The organism is Enterobacter cloacae complex sp. 385G4 (assembly GCF_057320665.1).
On the sequence record NZ_JBXWDD010000016.1, the window covers coordinates 18,628 to 31,409 of the forward strand.

The following is a 12,782-nucleotide window of genomic DNA, read 5'->3' on the forward strand; positions in this document are numbered from 1 at the left end:
TGATCTACCGCACATATCCCTCCACATCTACCGAAGCGAATGTCTACGCTTATAGGACGCCCGGAGAAACCTGTCTTCAGAACACACAACCGGAGGTCCCTATCACCATGTTCAACCAGAAACTACAGGCTACCGAGAACATCGAATTCGAGATTGCAGAAGAGCTGCGCTACGAGACCGATCCCTGCGAGTTAAAACTGGATGAGATGATTGAGGCGGAGCCGGAACCCGAAATGATCGAGGGGCTACCCGCCTCCGATGCCCTGACGCCCGCCGATCGCTACCTCGAACTGTTCGAGCACGTACAGTCGACGCGGCTGTTTGCGGACAGCAAAACCTTCCCCGACTGCGCGCCGAAGATGGATCCGCTGGATATTCTGATCCGCTACCGTAAGGTCAGACGGCACCGGGATTTCGACCTGCGCCAGTTCGTTGAGAACCACTTCTGGCTGCCTGAAACCTCCAGCACGGAGTATGTCTCCGACCCCGGCCTGTCGCTGAAAGAGCACATTGATAGCCTGTGGCCCGTCCTGACGCGCGAACCGCAGGACCATATTCCCTGGTCGTCCCTGCTGGCGCTGCCGCAGGCCTATATCGTGCCCGGCGGGCGATTCAGCGAGACCTACTACTGGGATTCGTACTTCTCCATGCTGGGGCTGGCGGAGAGCGGCCGTAACGATCTGCTGAAGTGCATGGCGGATAACTTCGCATGGCTGATCGAACGCTACGGCCATATCCCTAACGGCAACCGCACCTATTATCTCAGCCGCTCGCAGCCGCCGGTCTTTGCCCTGATGGTGGAGCTGTTTGAAGAGGACGGCGTGCGCGGCGCGAAGCGTTACCTCGACCATCTCAAAATGGAGCACGCCTTCTGGATGGACGGCGCGGAGTCGCTCCTGCTTAATCAGGCATACCGCAGCGCGGTGCGCATGCCGGACGGTTCATTGCTCAACCGCTACTGGGACGACCGTGACACCCCGCGCGACGAATCGTGGATTGAAGACGTGGAAACCGCCCGCCACTCGGGCCGTCCGCCGAATGAGGTCTATCGCGATCTGCGTGCGGGAGCAGCGTCTGGCTGGGACTACTCCTCCCGCTGGCTGCGCGATCCGGCGCGGCTCGCCAGCATTCGCACGACGCAATTTATCCCCATCGATTTGAACGCCTTCCTGTTTAAGCTGGAGAGCGCGATTGCCAATATCTCGGCGTCGAAAGGGGATAAAGAGACGGCCGAGCTGTTCCGCCAGAAGGCCACCGATCGCCGCGCGGCGGTGAACCGCTATCTGTGGGACGAGGAGAGTGGCTGTTACCGCGATTACGACTGGCGACGCGAGCAGATGGCGCTGTTTTCTGCCGCCAGCATTGTGCCGCTGTATGTTGGAATGGCGACGCACGAGCAGGCAGAACGTTTATCTGACGCGGTAAAAGCGCGTCTGCTGACGCCGGGTGGAATTCTGGCAACCGAGTACGAAACCGGCGAGCAGTGGGATAAACCCAACGGCTGGGCGCCGCTGCAGTGGATGGCGATTCAGGGGTTCAAGCAGTACGGTAACGACTCGCTGGGGGATGAAATCGCCTGGAGCTGGCTGCATACGGTGAACCACTTCTACAAGACGCACCACAAGCTGATTGAGAAGTACCACATCGCCAGCAGTACGCCGCGCGAAGGGGGCGGCGGGGAGTATCCGCTACAGGATGGCTTCGGCTGGACGAACGGCGTGGTGCGACGGTTGATTGGGTTGTATGGGGAGCCTTGAGAGGGAGCGGTCTTTTCCCCCCTCTCCCCTCTGGGAAGAGGGGAAGATTTTAGCGAATCACCTCATAAATGGCGGTCTGAATAGACTGCCATTTTTTCGTGGTGGCATCCGGCTGTGACTGCGCCCGTCGCGTTGCCATCTCAAGATCGTGCTTCTGGCGCTTCACCACGGCCGGCACGGTACAGAAGGCTTTCAGATACTCTTTACGTATTGACGTCAGGGACTCGCCGCTTGACATGGCGTGGCTGAGCGTATTGATGAAACGACGACACGGCTTCTCTTCTGCCATGTTCTGCCGATAGCGCAGCATAAGCTCCAGAACGTCGTCATAGCCTGCCGACATCGCCTCTTCGGTCCATGACAGCTTCCAGTCCATCCCACCCTGCAAAAAGAGCAGCGCCACGCGGGTATCGTTGCGGTTAATCGCCGAACGGAAATTACTCTCGTCCCAGGTCACTCCCATGCGCGTCAGCGTCTCGCGCGAGGAAGGGGTTTCGCGCATCTCCTGCGGCGGAGCCGCCGCTTGCGCCGTATTTTCGGCCGCAGGCTGCGGTTTGCTGCTGGTCACCAGCCAGAAGCCGCCTACCACGATGGCAATCACCATCACGCCGACCGCTCCCCATAGCGCACCGGAGATAAGCTGCTCACGCTGTTCGGGCGTGCGCGGAGCGCGTTGGGTCGGCTTTTCAATCGTGTCGCGGACTTCAAACAGATCCCCACCGGTAACCCGATCCATTTTTTGCGCCTTTTCCCAGAACGCGTGCAGCTCGCTGGCATCCACCGCCATGAATCCGGCCGGGTTGACGCGCGTTCTCCCCTCCTCAAACGCGCGTTGAACCGGACGGGAGATCTGCATGTAGTAGTTATCCAGCAGCTGAATTTGCGCCGAACTTAACGTTTTCTGCACCGTAATGCTGTTGCGGATTTGCCGGATGTCGTCGAGGAAGGTTTGCAGCGTTTTGCGCGGCTCCACCATGAGCGTCAGCATGGACGGGTCGTTAAACAGCGAGGCGTAATAGCGGCTGAACTCTTTTTTATCCACCAGCATTTGCGCCAGTTCACTGAACATCATGCCGCTCAGGACATCGTTGATTTCGCCATGCTTCAGCCAGCGCCGTACGCGGTCAGCGTTAAATAAGGTTTTAAGATGATTATTGAGCCGCACCTGATCGGGCCAGGCCTGCTGAATGAGGCCTTTAATCATTAACTCAATTGCGCGTACCTGCTTGTGCGCCTGCTGTTGCTGGAGTTCACTTCCCGGGGCCAGCTCGGTGCTGTAGGTCAGAAGCGGCTGCTGCAGACGAAGATGTTCCAGCGTAGTCACAAACCGCATCGCCGCAATAAGCTGGTTTTCACTGACATCCTGCCCGCTTTCGTACTGCGGGACGCGCTGCTGCAGCAGGCGCAGCTGCAGCGTAAATTCCGACATCTCGGCATCATTCAGGTTAAGCTTCTTCGCAACCGTAGCCCATCCCCCGAGGCCTAAACGCGCGCTGTCCAGCTGTTCCAGAAACCAGCGTGGATCTTTTCCCTCAGAAACATGTACATTCAGAAGAAGCAAGATTTCCACCGACGCCTGGCGAATGACCGCCAGACAGTGTTCAAACTGTTCGCGGATATGATGTGATGTGCTGAGAGTCATTGTTTTCCTTAAGCGACAGCGAAGACATCCGGAATGGGCACTAACGGCCGTTTTTCTTTTTATTTATACGCGCTTAACCATACCTGACTTTCTGTTGAAATAAAGTGACAACCCTAAAATCATTTAAAATGCTTCAGGAGAATCTTAATGCCAGTTTTAATGACCTCACGCCTGAACTGCTCGCCCCTGCAGGAACAAGACTGGCCCTTTTTTCTGGCGTTGCAGCAACACCCCGAAGTCATGCGCTTTGTGGCGGAGAACCGCCCCGTCGCAGCGATCCGGGAGGCGTTTGATTCGCGCCTGACGCCCTGGACGCCAGGCAGCGCGCACTGGCTGTGCCTCGTCGTACGTGATGCCCTCTCACAGGCCCCGCTGGGCGTTACCGGGTATATTCATCGGGAAGAAGATTGCGCCGAAGTGGGCTTTCTTTTTGCCCCCGAGGCGCAGGGCAAAGGTTACGGCTTCGAATCCCTGCAGGCGCTTTGCGATTACGCCTTTCATCAGGGCGGTATTCGTCGGCTCACCGCCACCGTCACCGCGGGAAACGTCGCCTCCAGGCGCCTGCTGGAAAAAGCTCGCTTCCAGCTGGAAGGCGAGCTACGTGAAAGCTATTACCTTTCCGGTCGCTGGCAAAATGACTGGTTATTTGGGTTATTACGGCAGGAATACCTGAACAATAATTCCTGATCAACAGCCATTTGGCGGATATTGCTCGTACCGCGATTCCTCTACAGTATCGCCATTAAGAGGAAACGAATATGAACGGTCATGCGCTAAATATATCTTCTGCCGCCATAGAATTAATAAAGAAACATCAAGGGCTTTCACTGGAGAAATATCGTGATGAAAAGGGTGTATGGGTTATCGGCTATGGGCATGTGATCCGCGAACGGGAAAATTTTCACGGCCTTATCACGCCTCTTCAGGCGGAATATTTACTCCATGAAGATATTCAGCTGTGTGAAACGCTGCTGCGGGAAAAGTGTATACATCCATTAACCCAGCAGCAGCATGACGCGCTGGTACTGATGATACTGAGTTTCGGCGTGACGTCTTCACTCCCGAAAGCGCTGCTTCAGGCCGTCGCCCGGGTGTAGTACATGGCTGCCTGGGTTCGGTTTTTTACCTCCAGCCGGCGAAAAAGCGCTTCCAGATGCGCTTTTACCGTGGCCGCACTGATGTTGAGATTGCGACCAATCTCTTTGTTTGATTCGCCCGCCGCCAGCAGCTTCAGCACCTCACGCTGACGCTCGCTTAAGAAAAGTAACGCCTGCGCTGACGATTGCTGGCTGACCCACTCAGCGGGAAAACAGACCATCCCTCTGGACACGGAATCCAGCACGGCGGCAAACCGCTCAGGGTTAGCGTTACGGGGGATAATAGCCATCACGTTTCGCTGCATGAGTTGTTCAACCCATCGGGTCTCTTTTTTTGCCAGAACCATCATCACCCGGACCGACGGGAAGCGATGCATGATTTCATCCAGGAAAGAACTCCCCTCATCCTGAATTAAATTGCCGTCAATCATGACGATAGCAGACGGTGACGCGGATATTTGCGTCCATAAATCATCTGCCTGACAAGCCCCCGTTATATTTATTTCAGGAATTAATTTCTGCAAACCGTGTATCGCTCCATGAATAAATATCGACTGCCTGTCAAACATGATTACTCGCATCGTATTTCTCCCTCTGAGAATAGCGAAGGGGGATTCTACATAGACGCTATTTAAGAAAAAACTCAATGAATGGAGAGGTTACAAATCCACCAGTGGTTTTTATATTTATCCGCATTTTGACACATCCATATTAAGGATGTCCTTAAGGGGTTCCCTCCCCTTAACATCAGACATCACAGGAACATGCCGCCTGATACTTCAATACGTTGCGCGTTCATCCAGCCAAGCTTATCGCTAAGCAGCGCCGCAATGGCATCCCCGATATCGTCCGGCAAACCTACCCGCCCCAGCGCCGTCTGCGACGCCAGCATCTGGTTAAGCTGCGCGTTGTCGCGCACGCGCCCACCGCCAAAGTCGGTTTCGATCGCGCCTGGTGCGATAATATTGACTGAGATACCGCGCGCTCCAAGCTCCTTCGCCTGATAGCGGGTGAGCACTTCCATCGCCCCTTTCATGGCCGCGTAGGTTCCTGAGCCTGGCTGGGTGAAGCGGGCCAGTCCGCTGGAGACATTGAGGATCCGCCCCCCGTCGTTAAGCAGAGGCAGCAGGCGCTGCGTCAGGAAGAAAGGCCCTTTGAAGTGAATGTTCAGCGCCTCATCAAACTGGGCTTCCGTCGTTTCGGTATAGGGTGCGTATAAACCCGTTCCGGCATTGTTCAATAAACAATCAAATGTTTCGCGCTGCCAGACGCTCTTCAGGATCTCCTGAAGCTGTTGAGCAAAATTTTCGAAACTGGCGATATCCCCGACGTTGAGCTTTAATGCCGCCGCCTTGACGCCTTTTTCCTGAATTTCGCGCACAACTTCCAGCGCTTCCTGCTGGCTACGATTGTAGGTCAGGATAATTCCCGTGCCGTCAGCAGCCAGCTTTAACGCAGCGTTTTTACCTAAGCCGCGGCTACCACCCGTCACTAATGCGATACGTTCAGTCATCATAAACCTCGTTTTGGCTGTTATGGAGATTGAGAAAGAGCTTATTAGGTGATAGAAGATCAATAAAGATGGGTAATAACGCTTCACTGTTTCATTGCAAACAACAATGAGCTTCATCTATGGATAAAATTCACGCAATGCAGCTGTTTGTTCGCGTCGCGGAACTGGAGAGTTTTTCCCGCGCGGCAGAGACATTAACGCTGCCGAAAGGCAGCGTTTCCCGGCAAATTCAGGCACTGGAAAACCGGCTTGGCACCCAGCTACTGCACCGTACCACGCGCCGCGTCAGCCTGACGCAGGACGGCATGGTCTATTACGAACGGGCAAAAGATCTGCTGGCGAACCTGGATGAGCTGGACGGTATGTTTCAGCACGATCCCTCCAGCATCAGCGGAAGGCTGCGCGTGGATATGCCCGTTGGCGTTGCTCGAAATGTCGTCATCCCCAAACTGCCTGCGTTTTTACAGCAGTATCCGGGTATCGAACTGGAGCTCAGCAGCAGCGATCGTCTGGTGGATGTGGTCCGGGAAGGGTTTGATTGCGTCGTCCGCGTGGGTTCCCTGAAGGACTCTGGGCTGATAGCCCGTCCGCTGGGCAAGCTGTCGGTGATCAACTGCGCCAGCCCGGATTATCTGGTGCGTTTTGGCTACCCTGACACGCTGGACGATTTAGGCTCGCACGCCGTGATTCATTATGCCGCGATGCTGGGAAGCCGCCCTCAGGGCTTTGAATTTTATAACGGCAGCACGACGCAGTGGATAAAAACGGGCGGGGTGCTAACCGTCAACAGCACGGAAACTTACCAGGCCGCCTGCCTTGCCGGGCTGGGGATCATTCAGGCCCCGCGCGTTGGGGTGCGCGACCTGCTGCGCGCAAAGAAACTGATTGAGATCCTCCCGCAGTATCGCGCGGAACCGATGCCTGTCTCCCTGATTTACCCCCACCGGCGCAACCTCTCTCGCCGGGTTCACCTGTTTATGGAGTGGCTAACCGAACTCACAAAAGCTTACGTGGACTAGTCGCAAGCTATAATTCAGTAACATCCAGCCAAACGAAAAAGGAAAAGACGCGTGACGCCGGAAAATAACCCGCAACGACCCACCCAACATTTAGATTATGAACCCATCAAGAAGATGGAAACCGAGCCGGAAGAGGCTAAAGCCCCTGGTACCGCCAGCAAGGCGCTGGGCACCGTTACCAGCCTGGCGGAGAGAATTCAGCAGTTTCCCATGGTTGCGCATCTAATACGTGCGACCGAGCGCTTTAATGACCGCATGGGGAACCAGTTTGGTGCCGCGATCACCTATTTTTCGTTCCTGTCGATGATCCCCATCCTGATGGTGTCGTTTGCAGCGGCCGGTTTTGTACTCGCGTCACATCCAACGCTGCTGCAGGATATTTTCAATAAGATCCTGAATAACGTCAGTGACCCAACCCTCGCCACCACGCTGAAAAGCACGATAAACACCGCCGTTCAGCAGCGCACCACCGTCGGGATCGTCGGTTTGCTCATCGCCCTTTACTCCGGCGTTAACTGGATGGGCAACCTCCGCGAAGCTATTCGCGCCCAGTCGCGCGAGGTGTGGGAGCGTAAACCGCAGGATCAGGAGAAAATTTGGGTTAAATATTTCCGCGACTTTATTTCGCTGATTGGCCTGCTTATCGCGCTCGTCGTCACGCTCTCCATTACCTCCGTGGCAGGCTCCGCGCAGCAGATGATTATTTCTGCGCTCTATCTTGATTACATCGAATGGCTGAAGCCCGCCTGGCGCGGGATCGGGCTGGCGATTTCTATCTTCGCCAACTACCTGCTGTTCTTCTGGATTTTCTGGCGCTTGCCTCGGCATCGTCCGCGTAAGAAGGCGTTGCTCCGCGGCACATTGATTGCGGCGATCGGCTTTGAAGTGATTAAAATCGTGATGACCTACACCCTGCCGTCGCTGGTGAAATCCCCGTCCGGCGCGGCATTTGGCTCGGTGCTGGGGCTGATGGCGTTCTTCTACTTCTTCGCGCGTTTAACCCTGTTCTGCGCGGCGTGGATTGCCACCGCCGAGTACAAAGGCGACACGCGAATGCCCGGAAAAACACACCGTTAATTCCGCTCTCGGGCTGATATTTCAGCCCGACTCATCATTTCAGCATATAAATCCAGTCCGTAACTTTTATTTAACCGAAAACCAGTTTTATCCACCAATATTTAAAAAACGTGAAGCATTTCATGGAAGCATTTTGGCTGGCCTGAACATTATCCGCTTTTTGTTGATTTTATAATCAGTAAGCTATTTTGTTACAGATTGAAATGTCGCTTTTGCTGTGCGTAATATGGCCTTTCGTTCGACAAAAAATAAGAAAATATTATGCAATCAACAGCCACAACACTCGACTCTGGTGCGGAAAACGTCCCGGTAAACTCGCGCAATAAAGTTGTCGTCGCATCGCTGATTGGCACCGCCATTGAGTTCTTCGACTTTTACATTTACGCCACCGCAGCGGTCATCGTTTTCCCGCATATTTTCTTCCCGCAGGGAGACCCGACGGCGGCGACGCTACAGTCTCTGGCGACCTTTGCTATCGCGTTTGTGGCGCGTCCGATTGGCTCCGCGCTGTTTGGACACTTCGGCGATCGTATTGGGCGCAAAGTCACCCTGGTGGCCTCGCTGCTGACGATGGGCATCTCCACCGTGGCGATCGGCCTGCTGCCGACCTACGAAACCATCGGCATTCTGGCGCCGGTCCTGCTGGCGCTGGCGCGTTTTGGTCAGGGTCTGGGGCTGGGCGGTGAATGGGGTGGCGCGGCGCTGCTGGCGACCGAGAACGCCCCGCCGCGTAAACGCGCGCTGTACGGTTCATTCCCGCAGCTTGGCGCGCCGATTGGCTTCTTCTTTGCCAACGGGACCTTCCTGCTGCTCTCCTGGCTGCTGACGGACGAACAGTTCATGAGCTGGGGCTGGCGTATTCCGTTTGTCTTCTCGGCCGTGCTGGTGCTGATTGGCCTGTATGTGCGTGTTTCCCTGCATGAGACGCCGGTGTTCGCAAAAGTAGCCGCGGCGAAAAAACAGGTAAAAGTGCCGCTGGGCACCCTGCTGACAAAACACGTGCGCGTGACCGTGCTGGGCACGTTTATCATGCTGGCGACCTACACGCTGTTCTACATCATGACGGTGTATTCCATGACCTACAGTACCGCTGCCGCACCGGTTGGGCTGGGCCTGCCGCGTAACGAAGTGCTGTGGATGCTGATGATGGCGGTGATTGGGTTTGGCGTGATGGTACCGATTGCCGGCCTGCTGGCGGATAAGTTTGGTCGTCGTGCGAGCATGATTACGATCACCACGCTGATCATTCTGTTTGCTCTGTTCGTCTTCCCGCCGCTGCTGAGTTCAGGTAGCCCGGCGCTGGTGATGGCGTACCTGCTGATTGGCCTGAGCCTGATGGGGCTGACCTTCGGCCCGATGGGCGCGCTGCTGCCGGAGCTGTTCCCGACGGAAGTGCGTTATACCGGCGCGTCGTTCTCCTATAACGTCTCGTCTATTCTGGGTGCGTCCGTGGCACCGTATATCGCCACCTGGCTGCAGGCAAATTATGGTCTGTTCTACGTGGGCGTTTATCTGGCGGCCATGGCGGCGCTGACGTTGATTGCGCTGCTGCTGACGCATGAAACTAAGCATCAGGCGCTGTAATTCATTGCGGCCTGATGCCCTCACCCCGGCCCTCTCCCACAGGGAGAGGGAGAAAGGCGTTACTTCTTCATCTGCGACAAAATCGTCCGGCATTGATTCGCCTCGCCTTCTGACGGCGAAATCAACGCCAGCAGCGCGGCGGCCGGGGTGACCAACGTCGCGAGGGCTGCGGCCACCGCGCCACGCGCAATCAGCGGCCCGGGCTTGACGCCCGCCTGCGGATTTTTGAAGGTCCCACGCACGTAAAGCGGCGAGCGCAGGGTAATAATACGAATCCCCTTACTTTCCGGATCGATGGTCAAATCCAGCTGTTCGGAGGCCATGCTGGCGGTACCGGTCACGTTAATCACCGCGTTTTCCGTGTCGAAGGCAAAAATCTGCGGACGCGCCACGCCGTTAACCAGATCCACATTCGCCGCCGCGCAGTTCACCCGCACCTCGTCATCGCCAAAGATTTGCCCGATGATAAAGTTACCGACGTTCAGCCCCAGGATCTCCATCAGGTTGCGGCTGACCAGACCGTCGTTCATTAGCAGTTTCAGGTTACCGTTGCCGCTGCCCAGCAGTGCCGCCACGGAATTCCCCACCCCGCGAATGTCCGCATCGCCGTTCATTTCACCGAGGGTTTTCTGCATCAGCTCCACGTTCGGCATCAGCTCTTTCAGCTTCAATCGACGCGCCTGGATCTCCGCCCGCCCCTGCATCGGCTTTTTATCGCCTTCCAGGTGAATGTTGGAGGAAATCGTCCCGCCCGCCATGCCAAACTTCAGCGGCTGCAGGCGCAGGTCGGCATTTTTCAGGATGATATGCGTCGAGAGATCGCTCAGCGGCAGCGTGCTGCCATGCTCAATCTTGCGCCCTTTGAAGCGCACATCCGCATCCATCACGTCCCACTTATCGGTTTCAAAGCGATCGTACGGCAGCACTTTTCCCGCAGGCTGAACGTCCTTTTTAACCTCTTTTGACTTTGTCCCTTTGCCCGAATCCACGCCTATCAGCGGGCCAAGATCGGCCAGACGCAGCTGGCGGGATTCGACATCCCCTTCCAGTTTTGGCCGTGGTTTTCCGGTGGTGTAGGTCAGCGTGCCGTGAATATCGCTGTCGCCGATGCGGCCGTTGAAATCCCGGTAGTCAAAAACGGACGATTTTTCGGTATCAATTTTGGCAACCAAATGCCCGTCCGTTTCGAACGGCGGGGTATCCGGCAGCAGTACGCCGGTCAGTTCATACAGTTCGCCAAGCGAGTCACCGGCGAACTTGAGCTGCAGGTCGACGCCCCCCATGTTCATCGGATCGTTGACCGTCCCCACAAACGCCACGCGCGTATTCCCCGAGCGGAAATCCGCCTGCACCGGGAACGGCGTGCCTTCGCTCCGAAGCGCCAGCATGCCGCCGATTTTCCCTTTCCCGTTAAGCGGCTGACCGTTGTAGCGCCCTTTTGCCGTCAGGCCGAAGACATAATCACCCGCTTTGGCGCTATCGCCTTTCGCTTTATTGCCCGTGACTTCGCTAAACGGCAGCGGTTTACCCAGCGGATCGACCAGGATCTCCACGTCTGCCTTGCTGACCTTATCGTCGATGGCGATCCGCCCGCGATCGAAAAGAATATTGTCCAGACGGAATGACCACGAAGAGGGCTGGGTATTCGGATCTTTTTCGCCGTCGCTGGCAAGGTTAAACGTCCAGTTATTGTTTTTTTCAGAGAGGCGGATCAGGCGCGCATCGGGCTGCTGGAGCTTGATCCACGGTAGATAGACGGTTTTGGTCAGGAGCGCTAGCGGCGCCAGCGTGGCTTCCACGCGCGGCAGATGCACCATGGTCACTTCGGGGATATCCGGCGGGTTGCCGAGAATAATGTCGTCGGCGTGGACGTGCGGCCAGGGGATCCAGCTTCGCCAGCCGGTCTCCTCTTTCTGACGCTCCCATACCACACCCAGATCGCCACGAATGGCGAAGGGACGGTTCAGCTCAGTTGAGACTTTCTGGTTGATGGTCGGCTTAAGGCGGTTCCAGTCAAACGTCGCGATAATGATGACGACGATCGCGATCAACAACAAGAAAATCCCTGTAATCCAGGAAATGACCCTGGTTGTTTTTGTCATTGTTATCCCCTTTCCTGATGACCTTTCCTGTAAAACTATAGTCCAGACAAAGGGAAACGGGGCTATCAGAGGGTCGTTCTGGCGCTTTCGAGGAGATCCATCGGCACGGGGCGAGAGAGGAAATAGCCTTGCGCCGCCGCTGCGGGAGAGTTTTGCACATCACGCCACTCTTCCAGCGTTTCCACGCCTTCAACGATCACCCCCTGGCAATAGCGATTCATCAACTGCAATAACAGCGTAAACAGATTCCGCCCTTCCGGGGTCTGGCGCAGCATGATGAACAGATCGCGAGCCACCTTGATATAGTCATAGCGCACTTCGCTGAGGGCCGAGAAGTTCGCCATACCGGTGCCAAAGTCATCCAGCCACAGCGGGCCAAATTCACACATTGACGCAAACGAGGAATCCTGCGGCAGGCGCACGTGCTCCACCAGCTCAAAGCGCAGCCACGGCAGGGTGGCGATCAGCTCCTGCAGCTTCGCGTTCTGACGCAGCGCCAGCAGAGTTGGGCCATCCACGTTCACCGAGGCGAGGATCGTATGCTGCTCGAAAAAGGCCTGTTTCGTCGCCAGCATACGGAGCTGCTCTTCCAGCACGTCCAGACGCTGGCGAACGGCAACTTCGGCAAAATAGCGATCCGGCGCGATGCGCTGAGTAGGGTTTGAGGGATGCGTAACGACGGTCAAAATTTCAATTGCCATCAGCCGACCGTCCGTTCGATAGATCGGCTGCCAGGTGTACGCGCGCTCACATTGCAGCCAGTAGCGATGCTCCTGCAAGTTCTCAATACTTGCCTCAGGCGTAGTGCTCAGCCGCTGGATAACCTGCTCTGACTTCATTTCAGATGTCCTGTTGTTGGGATAGCCTTTCTGGACTCGTCACAGGATTATCGGCGCGATAATTGAGAACTTTATGTTCAATTCACCGTGAAAATGAAATTAAGATGACAGAAATTTGCCGGAACACGCGCTGGCTCAAATAAAATAATGGA

General features: G+C 55.9%; 11 protein-coding genes. 6 read left to right on the forward strand and 5 right to left on the reverse strand.

Features of this window, described 5'->3' with window-relative positions:
• Nucleotides 1-107: 107 nt before the first annotated feature.
• A complete protein-coding gene (locus AC2FAJ_RS22365; RefSeq protein WP_193359190.1) occupies nucleotides 108-1,757 on the forward strand; it encodes an alpha,alpha-trehalase in 1,650 nt (549 codons plus the stop codon).
• A 49-nt stretch (nucleotides 1,758-1,806) separates the two neighbouring features.
• On the opposite strand, the gene AC2FAJ_RS22370 is transcribed toward AC2FAJ_RS22365, so the two are convergent.
• Nucleotides 1,807-3,399, reverse strand: a complete 1,593-nt coding sequence (locus tag AC2FAJ_RS22370; protein WP_060571562.1) for an STY4199 family HEPN domain-containing protein — start codon at nucleotides 3,397-3,399, stop codon at nucleotides 1,807-1,809.
• Between the two features lie 147 nt (nucleotides 3,400-3,546).
• On the opposite strand from AC2FAJ_RS22370, the gene AC2FAJ_RS22375 reads away from it, so the two are divergent.
• Both AC2FAJ_RS22375 and AC2FAJ_RS22380 read left to right on the forward strand, forming a co-directional pair.
• On the forward strand, nucleotides 3,547-4,086 hold the full coding sequence (locus AC2FAJ_RS22375; RefSeq protein ID WP_028014743.1) for a GNAT family N-acetyltransferase: 540 nt from the start codon (nucleotides 3,547-3,549) through the stop codon (nucleotides 4,084-4,086).
• A 71-nt stretch (nucleotides 4,087-4,157) separates the two neighbouring features.
• Nucleotides 4,158-4,496, forward strand: coding sequence for a lysozyme (locus AC2FAJ_RS22380; RefSeq protein WP_028014744.1), 339 nt, complete (start codon nucleotides 4,158-4,160; stop codon nucleotides 4,494-4,496).
• Here the strand turns inward: AC2FAJ_RS22380 and AC2FAJ_RS22385 are convergent.
• Nucleotides 4,475-5,077: a response regulator transcription factor gene (locus AC2FAJ_RS22385; RefSeq protein WP_041911858.1), complete on the reverse strand. Its 603-nt coding sequence runs from the start codon at nucleotides 5,075-5,077 to the stop codon at nucleotides 4,475-4,477. The two genes, AC2FAJ_RS22380 and AC2FAJ_RS22385, sit on opposite strands and share 22 nt — an antisense overlap.
• 173 nt (nucleotides 5,078-5,250) lie before the next feature.
• Entirely contained in the window at nucleotides 5,251-6,009 is a 759-nt protein-coding gene (locus AC2FAJ_RS22390) for an SDR family NAD(P)-dependent oxidoreductase (RefSeq protein WP_333112589.1), read from the reverse strand.
• Between the two features lie 119 nt (nucleotides 6,010-6,128).
• Between AC2FAJ_RS22390 and AC2FAJ_RS22395 the strand changes: the two genes are divergently transcribed.
• The 3 genes from AC2FAJ_RS22395 to AC2FAJ_RS22405 all read left to right on the forward strand — a co-directional run bounded on the left by AC2FAJ_RS22395 (nucleotide 6,129) and on the right by AC2FAJ_RS22405 (nucleotide 9,689).
• Nucleotides 6,129-7,028: a LysR family transcriptional regulator gene (locus tag AC2FAJ_RS22395; protein ID WP_045631430.1), complete on the forward strand. Its 900-nt coding sequence runs from the start codon at nucleotides 6,129-6,131 to the stop codon at nucleotides 7,026-7,028.
• Between the two features lie 51 nt (nucleotides 7,029-7,079).
• Complete coding sequence (gene yhjD / locus AC2FAJ_RS22400; protein WP_041911856.1) at nucleotides 7,080-8,105, forward strand: inner membrane protein YhjD; 1,026 nt, start codon at nucleotides 7,080-7,082, stop codon at nucleotides 8,103-8,105.
• Nucleotides 8,106-8,366: 261 nt separating this feature from the next.
• Nucleotides 8,367-9,689, forward strand: coding sequence for an MFS transporter (locus AC2FAJ_RS22405; RefSeq protein WP_028014749.1), 1,323 nt, complete (start codon nucleotides 8,367-8,369; stop codon nucleotides 9,687-9,689).
• A 59-nt stretch (nucleotides 9,690-9,748) separates the two neighbouring features.
• Here the strand turns inward: AC2FAJ_RS22405 and AC2FAJ_RS22410 are convergent, their stop codons facing one another.
• Nucleotides 9,749-11,791, reverse strand: coding sequence for an AsmA family protein (locus AC2FAJ_RS22410; RefSeq protein ID WP_485454534.1), 2,043 nt, complete (start codon nucleotides 11,789-11,791; stop codon nucleotides 9,749-9,751).
• A 65-nt stretch (nucleotides 11,792-11,856) separates the two neighbouring features.
• Nucleotides 11,857-12,630, reverse strand: a complete 774-nt coding sequence (pdeH, locus tag AC2FAJ_RS22415; protein WP_041911854.1) for a cyclic-guanylate-specific phosphodiesterase — start codon at nucleotides 12,628-12,630, stop codon at nucleotides 11,857-11,859.
• Between the last annotated feature and the right edge of the window lie 152 nt (nucleotides 12,631-12,782).

Bases quoted from the DNA above. Each gene is read 5' to 3' on its own strand.
- AC2FAJ_RS22405 (WP_028014749.1), top strand. From the start codon at position 8,367: ATGCAATCAACAGCCACAACACTCGACTCTGGTGCGGAAAACGTCCCG.
- AC2FAJ_RS22410 (WP_485454534.1), bottom strand. From the start codon at position 11,791: ATGACAAAAACAACCAGGGTCATTTCCTGGATTACAGGGATTTTCTTG.
- AC2FAJ_RS22370 (WP_060571562.1), bottom strand. From the start codon at position 3,399: ATGACTCTCAGCACATCACATCATATCCGCGAACAGTTTGAACACTGT.
- AC2FAJ_RS22395 (WP_045631430.1), top strand. From the start codon at position 6,129: ATGGATAAAATTCACGCAATGCAGCTGTTTGTTCGCGTCGCGGAACTG.
- AC2FAJ_RS22385 (WP_041911858.1), bottom strand. From the start codon at position 5,077: ATGCGAGTAATCATGTTTGACAGGCAGTCGATATTTATTCATGGAGCG.
- pdeH (WP_041911854.1), bottom strand. From the start codon at position 12,630: ATGAAGTCAGAGCAGGTTATCCAGCGGCTGAGCACTACGCCTGAGGCA.
- AC2FAJ_RS22390 (WP_333112589.1), bottom strand. From the start codon at position 6,009: ATGACTGAACGTATCGCATTAGTGACGGGTGGTAGCCGCGGCTTAGGT.
- AC2FAJ_RS22380 (WP_028014744.1), top strand. From the start codon at position 4,158: ATGAACGGTCATGCGCTAAATATATCTTCTGCCGCCATAGAATTAATA.
- AC2FAJ_RS22375 (WP_028014743.1), top strand. From the start codon at position 3,547: ATGCCAGTTTTAATGACCTCACGCCTGAACTGCTCGCCCCTGCAGGAA.
- AC2FAJ_RS22365 (WP_193359190.1), top strand. From the start codon at position 108: ATGTTCAACCAGAAACTACAGGCTACCGAGAACATCGAATTCGAGATT.